Annotated in this window: 15 protein-coding genes and 1 pseudogene; 2 read left to right on the top strand and 14 right to left on the bottom strand. The window is 57.6% G+C overall.

From position 1 onward, the window contains the following. Positions 1 to 49 precede the first annotated feature (49 nt). A pseudogene (locus ECTHA_RS19785) lies at positions 50 to 1,184 on the bottom strand (IS3 family transposase). A 607-nt stretch (positions 1,185 to 1,791) separates the two neighbouring features. Here ECTHA_RS19785 and ECTHA_RS0102140 point away from each other — a divergent pair. Next, positions 1,792 to 2,022: a ParD-like family protein gene (locus ECTHA_RS0102140; RefSeq protein WP_025282254.1), complete on the top strand. Its 231-nt coding sequence runs from the start codon at positions 1,792 to 1,794 to the stop codon at positions 2,020 to 2,022. Then, positions 2,019 to 2,288 carry a type II toxin-antitoxin system RelE/ParE family toxin gene (locus ECTHA_RS0102135; protein WP_025282253.1) on the top strand — a complete coding sequence of 90 codons (270 nt, stop codon included), beginning with the start codon at positions 2,019 to 2,021 and terminating at the stop codon, positions 2,286 to 2,288. Before ECTHA_RS0102140 ends, ECTHA_RS0102135 begins: the two co-directional genes overlap by 4 nt. Here ECTHA_RS0102135 and ECTHA_RS0102130 read toward each other — a convergent pair. From ECTHA_RS0102130 to ECTHA_RS16680, 13 genes are all read right to left on the bottom strand, one after another. After that, complete coding sequence (locus tag ECTHA_RS0102130; protein WP_025282252.1) at positions 2,267 to 2,515, bottom strand: hypothetical protein; 249 nt, start codon at positions 2,513 to 2,515, stop codon at positions 2,267 to 2,269. The two genes, ECTHA_RS0102135 and ECTHA_RS0102130, sit on opposite strands and share 22 nt — an antisense overlap. A gap of 3 nt (positions 2,516 to 2,518) precedes the next feature. After that, complete coding sequence (locus ECTHA_RS0102125) at positions 2,519 to 3,034, bottom strand: PIN domain-containing protein (RefSeq protein WP_025282251.1); 516 nt, start codon at positions 3,032 to 3,034, stop codon at positions 2,519 to 2,521. After that, positions 3,015 to 4,109: a helix-turn-helix domain-containing protein gene (locus tag ECTHA_RS0102120; RefSeq protein ID WP_025282250.1), complete on the bottom strand. Its 1,095-nt coding sequence runs from the start codon at positions 4,107 to 4,109 to the stop codon at positions 3,015 to 3,017. The genes ECTHA_RS0102125 and ECTHA_RS0102120 overlap by 20 nt, the downstream gene beginning before the upstream one ends. An 89-nt stretch (positions 4,110 to 4,198) precedes the next feature. After that, positions 4,199 to 5,281, bottom strand: coding sequence for a dTDP-glucose 4,6-dehydratase (gene rfbB, locus ECTHA_RS0102115; RefSeq protein ID WP_025282249.1), 1,083 nt, complete (start codon positions 5,279 to 5,281; stop codon positions 4,199 to 4,201). Further along, entirely contained in the window at positions 5,278 to 5,826 is a 549-nt protein-coding gene (rfbC, locus tag ECTHA_RS0102110) for a dTDP-4-dehydrorhamnose 3,5-epimerase (RefSeq protein WP_025282248.1), read from the bottom strand. Before rfbC ends, rfbB begins: the two co-directional genes overlap by 4 nt. A 2-nt stretch (positions 5,827 to 5,828) precedes the next feature. Next, entirely contained in the window at positions 5,829 to 6,731 is a 903-nt protein-coding gene (rfbA, locus tag ECTHA_RS0102105; protein WP_026623463.1) for a glucose-1-phosphate thymidylyltransferase RfbA, read from the bottom strand. 355 nt (positions 6,732 to 7,086) lie between these two features. Further along, a complete protein-coding gene (locus ECTHA_RS19780) occupies positions 7,087 to 7,695 on the bottom strand; it encodes a methyltransferase domain-containing protein (protein WP_158407563.1) in 609 nt (202 codons plus the stop codon). Between the two features lie 22 nt (positions 7,696 to 7,717). Next, a complete protein-coding gene (locus ECTHA_RS19775) occupies positions 7,718 to 8,692 on the bottom strand; it encodes a hypothetical protein (protein WP_156946797.1) in 975 nt (324 codons plus the stop codon). Positions 8,693 to 8,750: 58 nt separating this feature from the next. After that, positions 8,751 to 9,209, bottom strand: a complete 459-nt coding sequence (locus tag ECTHA_RS0102095) for an FAD synthase family protein (RefSeq protein ID WP_025281314.1) — start codon at positions 9,207 to 9,209, stop codon at positions 8,751 to 8,753. Positions 9,210 to 9,413: 204 nt separating this feature from the next. Then, complete coding sequence (locus ECTHA_RS18795; RefSeq protein ID WP_128571882.1) at positions 9,414 to 11,981, bottom strand: glycosyltransferase; 2,568 nt, start codon at positions 11,979 to 11,981, stop codon at positions 9,414 to 9,416. An 11-nt stretch (positions 11,982 to 11,992) separates the two neighbouring features. After that, on the bottom strand, positions 11,993 to 12,913 hold the full coding sequence (locus ECTHA_RS0102085) for a hypothetical protein (protein ID WP_025281316.1): 921 nt from the start codon (positions 12,911 to 12,913) through the stop codon (positions 11,993 to 11,995). Between the two features lie 266 nt (positions 12,914 to 13,179). Beyond that, entirely contained in the window at positions 13,180 to 13,845 is a 666-nt protein-coding gene (locus ECTHA_RS16685; protein WP_025281317.1) for a class I SAM-dependent methyltransferase, read from the bottom strand. After that, positions 13,842 to 15,923, bottom strand: a complete 2,082-nt coding sequence (locus ECTHA_RS16680) for a glycosyltransferase family 2 protein (RefSeq protein WP_025281318.1) — start codon at positions 15,921 to 15,923, stop codon at positions 13,842 to 13,844. The genes ECTHA_RS16685 and ECTHA_RS16680 overlap by 4 nt, the downstream gene beginning before the upstream one ends. Between the last annotated feature and the right edge of the window lie 32 nt (positions 15,924 to 15,955).

The following is a 15,955-nucleotide window of genomic DNA, read 5'->3' as shown; positions in this document are numbered from 1 at the left end:
ACCACCTGACAGGGGGTTTAAGCTCTAACCGGGTTGTATCTCTCAGGCGTCAGGCCGCCCGAGTCAGAGGTTGGTTGAAGTAGACCTCATCCGGTGTTGCATCGTCCAGCCCTTGTGGGGCCGCTCTGCGTTGTACCAGGCGAAGTACTGCTTCAGGTCCTGGCGTAATGGGCTCCATTTTCAAAGGCCTTCAGGTAGACGCACTCGTACTTCACGCTGCGCCCAGAGCCGCTCCACGAAGATGTTGTCCTGGTAACAGCCCTTGCCGTCCATGCTGATCTGGATTTTATGGTCTTCGAGCACCTGGGTGAACGCCTTGCTGGTGAACTGGCAGCCCTGGTCCGTGTTGAAGAGTCTCGGGCGCCCATGGCGTGTCAGAGCCTCCTCAAGGGCATCAATGCAGAAGTCGGTGTCCAGGGTGTTCGACACACGCCAGGAGAGCACACGACGACTGTGCCAGTCCATGATGGCCACCAGGTACATGAACCCCCGGGCCATCGGGATGAACGTCACATCGGTCGCCCAGACCTGATTGGGACGATCGATCACCAGATCCCGCAACAGGTAGGGATAGATCCGGTGGCCCTCCCCCGGTCGACTGGTGCGCGGCCTCGGATACACTGCGTGCAGGCCCATCTGGCGCATCAGCCGCTGGACTCGCTTGCGGTTTACCGGGTGGCCCAAGCGGTTGAGATAGGCCCTCATCCGCCGTGAACCATAGAACGGCCTTCGCAGGTATTCCTCGTCAATCAGGCGCATCAACTCCAAGTCGCTATCCTGGGCTGGCTTGGGCCGGTAGTAGACCGAGGAACGACTGATGTCGAGCAACTGACACTGTCGCCGCACGCTGACATCAACCGCCCGTGGCTCCACCAAGGCCTGTCGCTGGGCCCGGCTCAACGACCGAGCCTGCGCGATAAAAAATCCCGTTCCACCGTCAGCTTGCCGATCTCACGGTACAGGGTGTCGATCTCCTCCTGGGTCTTCTGGGCCGCTTTGCCGCCGCCCTTGCCCTCGAAGATCCCCGTCGCCTTGTCCAGCAACTCACGCCGCCACTGACTCACCATGGTCGGATGGATCTCGAAGCGGGCTGCCAGCTCCGAGGTGGTCTGCTCCCCTTTGAGGGCCTCAAGGGCCACCTTGGCCTTGAAGTCGGCACTGTATTGCTTGCGTTTCCTGCTCATGATCAGATTCTCCTGTCGGAATGATCAGAGCTTAACCCCTGGTCCGAATTTTGGGGTCCACCTCAATCACTGCTCATCGCCACCTCCAGCGGCCATACGGCTACCGGCAACTCTATAAGCTCCGACCATGCAAGTCAAAAATGCGACACCTTCACCGCTGAGCAATAAGGTGAATAACCTATAAATTCAAAAATTTAAATGGATATCGAGAAGGAAATAATGTCGCAAAGCGCACCGCTGCAAAGAGATACCGGCTTCACCAACGTCCTCCCCTCACCAGCGCCACCCGGCTGCAGCCATCTCGGCATCGGAGCCCTGCGGTCACACGGCTCATGCCGATGTGAATGCAGCCAACAACATACTGGCGGCAGGGCATGCCGTCATGGCCTGTGGAGGGGATGTAAGACCGCACTCACACCTCGGTGTAGGCGCGGCAGCCCCGATGAAGCAGGCGGAACCCACCGAAGCGACTCAAATCGCATCAGCGAATTGAGCGCCGTAGGAATACCCGGTCTTCAGGCCGGGGTGGTTGACGGTTTTCCAACTTTGACACCGAGAGGGGGGGAGGGTAAGCTACAAAAGTAGCAAACTCAATCGGGAAAAAATCATGGGCATGCCTGTCCGCATCGAAGACGAACTGTACGAAAGCGCCAAGGCCCAAGCCCGGGCGGAATGCCGCACCATCGCCGGTCAGATCGAGTTCTGGGCCAGGGTGGGTAAGGTGGCTCTCGACAATCCCGATCTGCCGGTCGAGTTCGTACGCGACTTGCTCATAGCTCGCGCAGAAGGCCGCGAGCAGGCCACACCATTTATTCCGCAGGGCCTTTCCCGGGAATGATCACGGTCCTCCAGACCAATGCCTTCAGCCGTGCCTACAAGCGCCTTCAGCGCAACCAGCAGGCCGCCATCGACGCTGCAGTCGCAACCATCGTCGACCAGCCTGAGCGAGGTGAGGCCAAGAAGGGCGATCTTGCCGGTGTGTTCGTCTACAAGTTCCCATGCGTTGGTCAGCAATTCCTGCTCGCTTACGAGTACGACCCGACCATCCGACTGCTTTTGCTGGTCGGCACCCACGAGAATTTCTATCGCAACCTCAAACGCTGATCATCTCGCTGCCCTGAACGGCAGGGCTTGTCGCTGTTGTTTCCCACCCCCAATCGCTCCCCCTGATAGCTGCCATCCAGCACACGCTGCCACCAGGCTGGGTTGTCCAGATACCACTGCACCGTCTTGCCCAGGCCGGGAGAGCAGGGACAGGCACTCTTGACGTATATGGACTCCTCCTCGTTTGCAAGCATGATGTTCGATAGCGTGTAGGTACGACTGCACATTGCTTACTGCCCCTTGGACGTCCACTTCGCGTTATAAACGGCTAGTTGGATCGTCTTTTCAGCTTCCTTCCAAGGCAAGCGCCTACCTCGCCCCTTCATCTTTCCAAGAGCTTTTACCGCCTCGGCTTTGGTCAAGAGCCCGAACTCGATCAGCTCGGAGAAAATCCATAAAGTACCACGTACATCAGCGTCTTCGTTCGCGGCCAGCAAGCGAAGATTGCCATCACCGGTCAGCAGCGGGCACGACTCTTGCTTTGCCAAGGCCGGTGCTAGGCGATCATTAAAGCCAGGTTCATCGCCATACTGTTCCCCAAGCCTTATCGCGTATTCCAGATACTCGCCACTGACCACCAGAGGCTGTAGCCCCATATCGATCAGGTGTGGACTTCCATCAGCCACCTCCTCTTCAAAGAGCACATCCGGCATGGCAAACTGATAAGGTAGCTGGAAAAGCTCCGCCAATATCTCACCAGCCTCCAGATCGATAATGATATTGGCATCACTGATCAGCAGCAGCATCCACGGTCTCCATCCAGGGCGGCTCCATCCAACGTTGGCGGCAGAACTGTAGACGCGGGATGCCAAGTAGCTCGGCGGCCTTGGCCTCGGAGATCAACTGCTCGGCCAGGGCACGGTACACCAGTTGCTCGAACAACTGCGGCGTTTCGGTGGGTAACGGATCACCCGGCTCCGCTCGATGCCACCGGTTGACCGAAAACCACTTCATCAGAGACTCAAAACAGGCGTGCGGGATCACCCCGCATTGCAAGGCGCGAATCGTCCAGCCTTTCATGGAAAGGCCGTATTCATGCTTGAGACGGTAAAGCTCACGCGGCTCCAGGCGGTGGCGACGCTCACCCAGCTCGTGTTTCACTGCAGCTTGCGGTACCAGGAAGGCCCCGGCAAAGCGGTCGCAGGCCTTCTCTTCGCTCACTTCATCGGCCAATCGCCCAGCCAGCAATACATGGCCAAGCTCATGAGCCAGCGTGAAGCGTTGACGATCACCCGGCCAGGTGGATGATACCGCCACCACGGGATACTGCTGGCCATCTGCCGCAACGGCGGTCGCCGTCATCCCGGAAAATGCCGCGTGATCTTCACAAACCGTGAGCACCAGTATCCCAAGGGTTTCCAAGGTGTCCGTCAGGTCCCCGATCGGGTTCAGACCCAACGACCAGGCATGACGTACTTCATCGGCGACGGCTTCCAGAGCCTCCAGGTCGGTAATCTGTTCGGGAACGGGGGCAGGGACGGCAAAGCGAGAAATGGGTGACGTTGGGAAGGCGTTGAGCAGCGCGATACGCTTCTCGACCTGCTCTGCCACGCGAATCTTTACCGCCTGAGCGCGCTTCGCGCCAAAGGTGCTGGTCTTGCGGAACTCGACATTGACCAGGTCCACAGACTCCCTGCGGAAGAAATACTCCGTGCGCACGCCGCACGCCTTGGCGATCTTGAGCAGCTTCGCCGAGTCTGGCGTGACCGTGCCCTTCTCATACTTCTGAATCGCCGCCTTGGTGACACCCAGCTGCTGGCCCAACGCCTCAAGCGTCAGACCGGCGGCAAGTCGCGCGTGGTGTATGCGTTGCCCCAGCATGAAGGCTCCCCCGGGTTTACTTGGTCCGCAACCTTACACGAAAAGTAAACCTCGGTGGTAATAACCTCTGGCCCCAAGAATCAGAGTATTCACGCCCCGGCCCCCACCCCCAATCGCTCCCCCTGATAACTCCCATCCAGCACACGCTGCCACCAGGCTGGGTTGTCCAGATACCACTGCACCGTCTTGCCCAGGCCGGATTCAAAGGTTTCCTGCGGTGTCCAGCCCAGCTCCCGCTCGATCTTGCCGGCATCGATGGCATAGCGCCGGTCATGGCCAGGGCGATCCTGCACGAAGGTGATCAAGTCCCGATAATGCCCCCCAAAAGCAGGAGGACGCACCACCTGCAGCAGGTCACACAGGGTATGCACCACCTCCAGGTTGGTCTTCTCATTGTGGCCGCCGATATTGTACGTCTCGCCGGGCTGCCCCCGGGTGGCCACCCGGATCAGGGCGCGGGCATGGTCCTCCACATACAGCCAGTCACGGATCTGACCGCCATCGCCATACACCGGCAGAGGCTTGCCCGCCAGGGCATTGAGAATCATCAGCGGAATGAGTTTTTCCGGGAAGTGATAGGGCCCATAGTTGTTGCTGCAATTGGTGACCAGAGTCGGCAAGCCATAGGTGCGCTGCCAGGCCCGCACCAGGTGATCGGAACCGGCCTTGCTGGCGGAATAGGGGGAGCTGGGGGCATAGGGCGTGGTCTCGGTGAACAAACCCTCCGGGCCCTCCAGATCACCGTACACCTCATCGGTGGAAATGTGGTGAAAGCGAAACCCGGCCGCCTGGGTGGGCCGCTCGGCCTGCAGGCCCTTCCAGTAACCCCGGGCCACCTCCAGCAGGGTGTAGGTGCCCACCATGTTGGTCTCGATGAAGGCCGCCGGGCCATCGATGGAGCGATCCACATGGCTCTCCGCCGCCAGATGCATGACGATATCCGGCGCATGGGCACGAAAGGCCGCCGCCATGGCCTGGGCATCGCAGATGTCGGCCTGGATGAAGTGATACCGGTCACTGCCCGCCACGGGAGCCAGGGATTCCAGATTGCCCGCATAGGTGAGCTTGTCCACCACCACCACCCGATGATCACTGGCCTGGATGAGCTCACGCACCACGGCCGAGCCGATGAAACCGGCACCGCCGGTGACCAGAAAGGTTTTCGGCGTCATGCAAACACCTCCGCCTGCGCCAACGGCAGCCCTTCCCGATCCTTGCCGGACAACAACGGCTCCCCCTCAAAGGGCCACTCGATACCGATATCCGCATCATCCCAGGCAATACAGCGCTCACACTCGGGCGCATAGACATCCGTGGTCTTGTAAAGGAACTCGGCCGTCTCACTCAAGGTGACAAAGGCATGGGCAAACCCGGCAGGGATCCACAGCTGCTGCTTGTCCCGGGCGGACAGCACCGCACCCACCCAGCGCCCGAAGGTGGGCGAAGAACGACGGATATCCACCGCCACATCGAACACCTCCCCCTGAACCACCCGCACCAGCTTGCCCTGGGCATGGGGTGGCAGCTGATAATGCAGGCCCCGCAGCACGCCCCGCACCGAGCGCGAGTGATTTTCCTGCACGAACGCCGCCTTCACCCCGGTGGCGGCCTCGAAGGCACGGGCGTTGTAGCTTTCAAAGAAAAAACCCCGGTCATCGCCAAATACCTTGGGGGTGATCAGGATCAACTCGGGGATGGCCAGGCGCCTTGCCTCCATCATCACACCTCGCCCTGCAGCAGGTTCATCAGATACCGCCCATAGCCCGTGCGGGCCAGGGGAGCGGCCAGCGCTTCCAGTTGTGCCGCATCGATCCAGCCGGCCCGGAAACAGATCTCCTCCGGACAGCACACCTTCAGCCCCTGGCGCTGCTCGATGGTGGCAATGAACTGCCCGGCATCCAGCAGACTCTCATGGGTGCCGGTATCCAGCCAGGCATAGCCGCGCCCCATGATCTCCACATGCAGCTCACCCTGTTCCAGATAAAGCCGGTTCAGATCGGTGATCTCCAGCTCCCCCCGGGCCGAGGGCCGCAGGCCCCGGGCCAGTTCCACCACCTGCCGGTCATAGAAGTACAGCCCCGTCCCCGCATAGCTGGAGCTGGGGCAGGCGGGCTTTTCTTCCAGAGACATCACCCGCCGATCCTGGTCGAATGCCACCACCCCATAGCGCTCTGGATCCTGCACATGATAGGCAAACACCGTTGCCCCCTGGGCCCGCTCCATGGCGCTTTTCAGCATGGGCGGCAGGTCATGGCCATAGAAGATGTTGTCCCCCAGCACCAGGGCAGAGAGATCATCACCGATGAAATCGGCACCGATGGTGAAGGCTTGCGCCAGACCATCGGGGCTGGGCTGCACTGCATAGGAAACCTGAATCCCCCACTGACTGCCGTCCCCCAGCAACTGCGAGAAGCGGGGCGTATCCTGGGGCGTGGAGATGACCAGGATCTCCCGAATCCCCGCCAGCAGCAGGATGCTGAGGGGGTAATAGATCATTGGCTTGTCGTAGACGGGCAGCAGCTGCTTGGAGACGGCCAGAGTGGCGGGATGAAGCCGGGTGCCGGAGCCGCCGGCGAGGATGATGCCTTTGCGTTTTGGGGGATTGGGGGTTGGGGGCGTCATGTTCCGACGTAGCGTAAGCAGCGCGACACCACGTAGTACCCAGGCGGGTCGCTGACGGATACCAGTACTGGGCGGGCTCGGGCCATAGTAGAGAGTTTAAGGTAGGGTGGAGAGGGAGGGTTAATGAAGAGTGGGCGTCCCTTGTTTCATTTGATGTGCAGGGGAACATCGCAAAGCGGCTTCGAGAACAGCTTATTAACCCGGTTACCATTCAGGTTCATCGTGGCGCTGATAAGTATCTGATTATTAATAAATTAAATTAAAAATAAGGTGATTTATTTGATTGCCCCGTCAATACCGCCGATACCGCAAGTGGGTCGGTTTTTTGGCGTTTGCTGTGAAGCGACGAAGAGTCTTAAATTGGATTTTCTGGTTTACCCATGCGAAGATTTCGGGTTTCTACAGACAGCCGATACCTATATTCAATGAACCTATGATTCTTCGCCCACCATGTCCCCGCATCTGCTTCTTCAATCTTAAAACCTGCTCTATAGAAAAGCATCACCCAGTTGTCATGCGGAAGGCAGTTGTGATGTGTTTCAAACCATACCCAGTCTCTTGAGTGAGAAGGGACAATGACAAACAAATGACCATTATCCTTCAAAAGCCTGTTATAAGCCCAAAGTTGAAATAAGGGCAAAAGGCAATGTTCGAGAGTGTGCCGAGTTGTTATCCAGTCGAGAGATCTCTCCGGAAAATGGGCGAGCACATTCTCCATGTCATCTTTTATAAAGCTGGTAATGGTTTTTGGAGGATCAGTTTTATCGTAATATACCGGATCACACCCTTTCTCTTGGAGTTTACGGCATATGTACTCTGTACCGCCAATGTCGACCCCTCGGGTTTTTCTTTGAATTCTATTTATTAGCCAATCGCAGCTCTTTTCCTTCTCTTTCGACCAGCCGTATTGAACGGAAGGCGATGTGTTTTCAAGTTCCTCGAGGAAGGTTTCGAACTCAGTCATAAGCATTGAAGTAAACCTCTTTTTATATGTCTTCAGAGAGAACTTTTAGCGCTTCCATAATGCGTTTCATTTTACGTGGAACAACGGACTGCCATTGACGGTCTGGTGTTTTCCAGTTATCTCCATACATCATTTTGACAAAGGCTTCTATCGGCTGTGGCGCAATAAATATTTCACCCTCAAGCTCTATCTTCTCGAATAGGACTTGTCCAGGGGCCTTCTCCAAAATTCTCGGGTAGCAAAAAAAATTATCTTCTGGCGAAAGCCAGCTTGCGAAAATATCGACGCCCGGTAAATTCGAGTCACGCAATGATAGGTTGCAATGACCAGTGTCTACAATCGTAACTTCGTGACCAAGATTTTTCATATCACGCATGATGTGCCAAAACTCGGCTGCCACGCCCTCTAGGGACTGTTGTCTTGAGAGATAAGCGGTATCGACATCGTCGTCATGATCAATAAGCGATCCGTCTCTTGCATAGCCGAGGAGAGTTCCATATGCAGGGAATAAAGGAAGACCGTAACGCAGCATGAAGAATTCTGAAACCTTGCGCATGCTTTGGATATATTTTGCTTTACGGCCCGGGTCGTTGCCAAACGGGATCTTCATATGCCCCCATTGGTCGATATGCCATCCTTCATTCAATCGAGTTCTCAGGGCATTACCATCGTCTTTGGCTCGACCGATGGGTCTGATATTCGTTTCCTTAAGTGGGAGGACCGGAGTCCCTGATGCTGTTGTTACCCTGAGAACCGAATTCTCAGGCAAAAGCTCAAGAAGGTCTGGTCTTAAGGAAAAGAGGAATCCAGCCTCACCAACATGGTGGCCTCGCCTAATGTCCTCTCGTGGCCTATTAGTGTATGCCTCGCGCAGCAGAAGGTCACCAATATAAAGCTGGAGTGAGACAGGAGTGGAGCGCATATCGGGATCTGCATGGATGCACCATCCGCTTACTCCACGATCATTGTGGTGTTCGACGAACCCAATGATTTCCATTTGTACTCCTTAATTAATAAAGTGGGGGCGGCCTATAATAGGTTTTTTGCTCGCGGTTCTATCCCATAGATTTTATTACGTCACCAAGTTGTGCGTAGCTATTACGCAACTGCTGTAGGCGCTCCTCGAATCTTGCGTTCACAAGCTGCTTAATCTCTGTGGTAGAAATATCTTTGGTGCGGGAGAGATATACGACTTGACAAAGGTTTGAAAGATCGTCAAATTGTCCAGACCAATCATCGCCCATTGCAAAAATATCAGCCTTTTCACGTACTATGTCCTCTGGCTTTTGCCCCCAGCTTTGCTCTGGGAAAACGGCGTCAACGTATCGGCACGCTGTAAGTATTTCTACCCTCTGTTCATAGGGCATTATTGTCGACTTTCCTTTAATTCCGTTAAACTCGTCCGTCGAGCAGCCTACCACTAAGCGAGTGCCGAGTCTCTTTAATCTCTTCAAAAGCCTCACATGGCCAGCATGGAATAAATCGAACGTGCCGTAGGTTATTACAGTGGGCATAGTAACATCCTAAATTAAAAAAACATGTCGCCTTGTCTGATGTTTCAAGAATGAGGCATGAAGTCAGTATCTACTCGGGCGACTCATTCTTGGGTCTCAGCCCGTATTGCTATATGTGGTTTTCATGTGGTTGCACTGCTAAATCTAGTGGCTGAATAAAGCCTACTGGATTCCTGTTTAATGTTTCTGGTTTTTAAAAAATAATTATTTAGTATTTCGTGATCTTCCTTCTATCCTTCCATGCTTAAAATAGTGATCAAATCCGCATTTAACAAGACCATCCTGGATTGCCTTCACAACGTCAACGTATTGGTCTAGATACTTCTTTTCGTTAAAGTCTGGAGGTGAGTGGAGTGGCGTTGATTGAGCATATTCTTCTACTAGCCCAGAAATTTGTTCGAGTAAAGTAGGAATCTGCATGTTAAGGTTTCTTGCACGGATAATCTCCGAAGCCGCCATGTGTAGCATGACCCAGCGATGGTCGAGTGTTTCTTGAAGCTGCTTTGCTGTGATCTTGGCGGAGACAGCTTCTTGGCGGAGTTGATCGACGTCTTTGTTTAGCGTCGATTCAGGCCTACCGATGTGATCAAGCTTCTCTTTTAGCCCTTCTGCAGCGGCCGTGGCCGCGAGGACTTCCTGCCGCAATGCGGCGATATCCTTACTCTGTGTCTGTAGAGGCTGACCGCTCCGCGCGATAATCTGCTCTCGCGCATTGTCCAGCCGGTGCCTTACATCCTGTTGTCCAAAGCCCGTGCCCATCAGAACGGCGAGCGCGGCATAGTCGCCATTGGTGCCGGCCAAACGAATATATTTGTTGCGGACGATGGCGTTGTAAGCTGCGTGTCGATTTAGCCCACCAATCACTGAGTTCGAGTATGTGCCACCGCTGTTGCCGCGATCACGATGATGATAGTAGGCCAGTGGTTTGGGTAGCACACCAATGTCAGACTTCATCAGGAAGCGGATATTGAAATCCCAATCACCCAGCACCGGCAGGTTTTCGTCGAATCCTTTGATCTGTTCCCAGATGTCCCGGCGGAACACGAAAGCAATCGGCGCGAAAATGTTTCCAACGACCATCTCGGAGATCTGGATATTCTGGACCCAGTCGTTGTAGGGCCATCGCCCATGCTCAATCACGGCATGGCCGCGGATCTCCTCGGAGACATAGAGGGTCTTCGTGATTACACCAGCATATACACGACGGTTTTGGCTAAGGAACGCTACAGTCTCCTTCAGAAAATCCGGATGCCAGCTGTCATCATCGTCGTGGATCACGACGTACTCCGACTCGGACGCCCGGATGCCAACATTGGAGGCTGCCTCCATCCCGAGGCTTCTGGAGTTGGAACAGATGGTCACTTTGCTGGGGTCAACAGCCGCATCCTCAAGGACCTTCTGTACATCCTCGACACTGCCCCCGTCATTGACAATAACCCAAGAGTAGTCGTTGTAGGTCTGGCTGGCGACGCTTTCCGCGGCGCGGCGTAGCAGCAGCGGGCGATTCTTGGTCCGAGTGATGATCGCAACGCGACCGACCGCCGCTGCTTCTTCGGTACCATCTGTGGGGGCAGCAAAATATTGCCCGGCGGGGTTGCCCATCAGGCCACCAATGATCTTCTTCTGTGCGGCCTTGGCCAGTTCTACTGGGTGCTCCAGTGCTGCTTGAGCCGTTTGCCAGATAGCCTCCTTGATGCGAAGTTCAGGGCTATCGCCGTCAAAACGGTCCTTTGGGGGCATAACGGACGTCACTTCTCCCAATCGGCCTAGGTCGTGTGAGCGCATTTTCCCGCAAGCATATACGATGTCGTCCTCGGTAGGGTGGCAGAGGAGATCTGCCAAGCGTTCCATTGCAAGCCTGTAGTCGGTTGCAATCTTCGAGAGCGGGTCGGTGGCGTGAGCGCACAGGTAGGTGCGAACACCATCATAGGCATTGTCCCAGTTCTCTCGTAGTTCGTTCTCCAGTAGATCGGAAACCTGTAGGTGGCTTCCAATATCCTCGGGCTCGATTTGTTCAATCGAGGGAATCCCCGGCTCGAAAAGGCTCTCAACCAAGTGCCGGTGGATCAGGAAGGCCGTCTCGGGCTTGTCAGGTTGATAGAGATCGCTGTCAAACATGAGGCCGTGCATTGGGCCCGGGCGAAGACCAAGAATTTCGTTCTGGCCGCTACAGCCGAAGTACACACCCTCCCAACCATAGTTGGGGAAGGCCTGCTCCAGTAAGAGTTGGGTGGTACCGCGCCAGCCTGAATCGACCAGGATAAGACGCTCGGCGCTACCTGCAAGTCGGTTGAGGTAGCTGGCATAGAGGTCCGATTGCCGGTTTAGATAGCGTCGGACAAATTGGGCCACTTGATCTCCCTGATTGAGGAAATCGTGCAATGGCATCTGCCGCACCTGCGGTGGCTCGGGGCATCGTCCAGACGTGATCTCACGGTTCAGGACGCTGCGGATAATGTCGTTGAGGGGTGCACCGTCTAGTTCTCGGCCAAGTGCGGTGACTGCAATCGTGGGGGCGGCTAAATAGGCAGCCTTGATTGCCATCATACGAGACGTCCTGAGCAGAGCCATATTTTCCGGTGGCTCCGCTTCCCGCGCGCTTAGCCAAGTCTGGTAGAGATCCTTGATGCGCAGCCCGGCGCGCAAGGCGAAGAGGATCTTGTGATCCGCATCATCGCATTGGCGGAGATACGCGTGGAGTCTCGCCATGAAGACGTTGACAACCGGGCCGAGCGCGTCGTGCCCGAATTGATGGGTAGAGGTCCATTTCATGATGACTAAGCTCACAGGTTGAAATGCAGATACTTTTCCAGGGCGATGCCCGATTCGGCAAAGCGCTCCTTCATGGCGTCGTAGCAGTCCCGGCGTTTCTGCTTCTCGTCGTCTGGTAGCGGCAGGTAGAAGGAGTTCCAACCGCTAGCCTTCGGCATCTGGTAGTCGGACAGGAGGTTGTCTCCGACGTGAAGGATTTTTTCCCCTGTCAGCCGCAGGGTCTTCTCCAAGTGTGGGAAGATACCTCCGTTTCTTTTGCTCCCGAATCCATCGGCGGAAGAGTAGACCCGTCCGGCCACCTTAGGACCGAACTTTCCTATAAGCAGGTGCGTGATATTGTCGCCCTCCAGGTACATGTCCGAGACGAAGATCGCGCGTGTCCGCGGAAGGGCTTCCGCCACCATCCCAAGAATTGGGTTGGCCATGAGAGCGCCTGCTTCGTACGCCAGTTCGTTAGCGACATAGGTAGTCGTCAACTCCGGGCAGCCGAGCAGGTCACAGGTCGTTCGCGCGATGTCCTCGAACCTACCTTCTCTGGTGCCGGCGATGCTGCGCGAAATTGAATAGGCTGCCCTGGCCGCTGTGATGCGTGCCAGGAAAGCGTCCTCTGGCTTGAAGGCCACCGATTTTCCGTCCTCGCGACACTGGGCGATGAAGCGCTCGGAGATGTCCCAGAATCGCCGCGCCTCCGACTTGCATTCCCGGATGAGCGCCGTATCAAAAACGTCGTACGAGATGACTTGAACTTTCTTCTTGGTTGCAACCTTGCAGATTGCGTTGACGATAGCCTCGCAACGGGTGCGCTCGCTGTAGAACGTCCGCACGTCGTTGGTTTTCTGAAGGTCTTGATAGTGACGGTCGATACGCAGGATTTGAGTCACCGGTTGTTTCCTCTGCGCTTCAAGGTCTACCGCAATCGCTCTGTTCATCATTCCCTCTCTTCCACTTCAATCCAGCAACAGAACACAATAGTCCTGCTGCTTGGCCGCGGCGGCGGCATGTGTTGGTAGCTCGAAAAGCTTTTCATACTTGGGCGTCTAGTTGAGGGCTTGGTGTGCCTGGTACACCTTGGCCACGAGTACTGCTGGGTTTGGGTTGCCGGTATGCTGTTCCACCGCCCACACCTTCACGCGAAGCCTAGCCGCATTCTCGACGGTGCGCTGGATGAGCAACTTGTCGACAACGTGGGGTATGGCCTTCACCCAATCCTCTCCATGAGCATCCCCTCAGTACCGCTTGAATCGGAATCCTGCGGCTGCATGTAGGCATAGGCCCAGAGATCGTAACAGTCGCCCTTGCGCACTCGCACTTCGGCAAAGCCGGCCTCAAGCAGGGATTCGGCCAGGAACTGGGCGTCGAAACCGCTGCGGTGGGCCATGTGTTCATTGCCGGCGGCCACGGCACCTGCATGGCCAAACAGCATGTCCAGGGCGCGAACGGGGCCGGCGGGGGACTGGTAGGCCACCTCGGTGAGTTTGCCCTCCACCACCAACTGTGCAACCGCCTTGAGGTCGGGCAGGGTGATCAGTGCGAAACCGTTGGGCTTGAGGACGCGGCGCATCTCGGCCATGGCCAGGGGGATGTGGTGGATGGGCAGGTGTTCCAGGTTGTGAGAGGACCAGATGGCGTCCACGCTGGCGTCTGCCACTTTTTCCAGGTGGATGATGGAGCTGATGATGTCCGGTTTGACCTGGGGATTGATGTCGATGCGAACCTGTTGCCATTGGGGCCCGCGAAAGACCGAGGGCAGCCGGTCGGCGCCGGCGCTGCCGCAGCCCAGGTTGAGAAACACGCGCGTGCCCGCTTGTGGCGGCTCCGTGGAGGCGCCCTGAGGTGAGCGTGCAGAAAAGCGGGGGTGGTTCATGCGGGACAGGGTTCCTGGTTGATGGGTAGGTCCAGCGGTTGGGCACCGGCCTCACGGGCACGGGGGCTTTTGGGTGCGAACAGCGGCAGGCCGCAGGCACGGGCCTGGGTGGGGGCATGCCAGTCTGTGGGCGGATCGGTGTCGAGGCTGACAGCGGCCCGACATCCCGCCAGTGTCAAAGTATCGCTCATGCTCAGCCCTGGTGGGGCTTGCAGGTAGATGACCTGGCTGCTGGCCTGCAAGAGGCGTTGCCAGGGGGTATCTGCCGTGAGCACCAAATAGGGACTGCCCGGATGTCGGGCCAGTTGGCGGGCCAGGTGGAGCCAGCGCTGTCCGATTTCGGGGGTGTTCAGGGTGTCTGCGATGAGCAGTGCTGTGCCGTCGAGCAGTGACGGGGTGGCCTCTTGGGGAATGGGATGCGGGCTGGCCGGCACGGCGCTGTCTTCAGGCGCGCTTGGGCTGCTGTGGCCGAGGTCGTGGGGCTGGAGCAGGGCTTGCAGCCGTTCACGGTGTGGCTTGACCGGGTCGCTGGCCAGGTGTGCCTGATAGCTGCGCTCGGCGTGGGGGTAGCGACGGCGTAGCAGGGCGTTGTGACGCGCCACCCGCCAGCGTTTTTCCGGGCCAAAGGAGAGGCTGCCGGCATGGGCCACATAGATGTTGGGCGCGCCCAGGTGCTTCAGACCTTGGGCGCGGGCGCGAAGTGACCAGTCGGTGTCTTCGCCATAGCCGCCCTGGAGGTGGATCTCGTCGAGATAGCCTGTGCGGGCCAGGGCCTCGCGGCGAATGTAAAGGCAGAAGCCGCAGGCCACATCCAGGGTGGGGTAGTCGCCATTCCAGGCCTGTTGGGCCAGTTCATCCAGTTGGCGGTGGGCGCTGGGTTCGGGCATGGGATGGCTCATGGCTGGCTGCGGGAAGCTCATCAGTTCGCCATGATTGCTCAGGGGGGTGACCGAGGCAATGTTGGGGGCGCTGTGGGCGGCCTGGTGCAGGCGGTCCAGCCAGTTGCCCTGTACCCGGGTGTCGGCGTTGAGCCAGACCACATGCCGGTCGGGGTGACGGGCCATGGCCCGGTTCATGCCACGGATGAAGCCCAGATTGGCGGGGTGTTGTACCAGCTGGATGTGCCCCGCCTGGGCCAGGGCCTGGAGGGCGTTGACCAGCGCCGGCTCGGGTGAGGCATCTTCAAGCACGTGGATCTCGAAGGGGGTGCGGTTGTGGGCGCGGCTGTCGATCACGCTGTGCAGGCATGCCAGGGTGGCCTGCTCTCCCCGGTAGACGGGCACGATGATGTCGTGAACGGGGCTGAGCGATTCCGGGCAGGGCGGGTGTGGGGGCAGGGGCTCGGGCAGCACCAGGGGGCTGCCGATCAGGGGCGTGCCATCTTCCAGGGTGAGCTGGATCGGGTGAGGTCCGGGTGGCAATTGCAGGCGGAAACCTCCGGTGGGGCTCAGGCCTGCGCCCCGAAGCAGGGGATGAGGGCGGTCAGCCGGCAGCCGGGTGCTTTTGTGGTTTTGTTCCACCACCAGCATGGGGGCGCTCTGGGGCTGATCGGGCTGGAAGATCCAGCCGGTGATGTGACCTCGCTCGGTATCCAGGCTGGCCGCGCCGATCCTGGATGGGGGCAATAGGGCGAGCAGGGTCTTGAGTTCGTGGGGGTGTTGCACGTGGGGCAGGTATTGGAGGATGTCCCGGCGCAGGGTGTGGGCAGAGTCCTGCCGTGCCCGTGCCTGCCAGGCGGCGGCATTCAGGCTGGGGTCCTCGGGGTGTTTTTCCTGGGCCTTGATCAGCAGCTGATCGGCCAATGCATGGGCGTTCTGCTGTCTGGCGGCTTTGGCGAGCAGCAGAAAGATGTCGGGTGTGGATGGGAGTAATGCGTTTGCACTGCACAGAAGCAGCCAGGCCGTGTGTGCCTGGTGGCTCTTGAGTGCCTGGGCCGCTTGCCACAGCAGAGCTTCGCCACCGGTGGTGGCATTGGCGCAGGATTCGCGCAGCAACGACATGGCCTGATCCAGGTCGTTTGCCTGGATGAGTTCCGCGATCTGCTGGAATCGTTCTGTGTGGATGGTAGGGGTAGGCACGGGAATCCCTTATGCGTGTGTCCTTTGTCCCT

This window comes from Ectothiorhodospira haloalkaliphila ATCC 51935, from assembly GCF_000633935.1.
GTDB lineage: Bacteria > Pseudomonadota > Gammaproteobacteria > Ectothiorhodospirales > Ectothiorhodospiraceae > Ectothiorhodospira > Ectothiorhodospira haloalkaliphila.
This window is presented reverse-complemented; position numbering and strand designations above follow the sequence as displayed.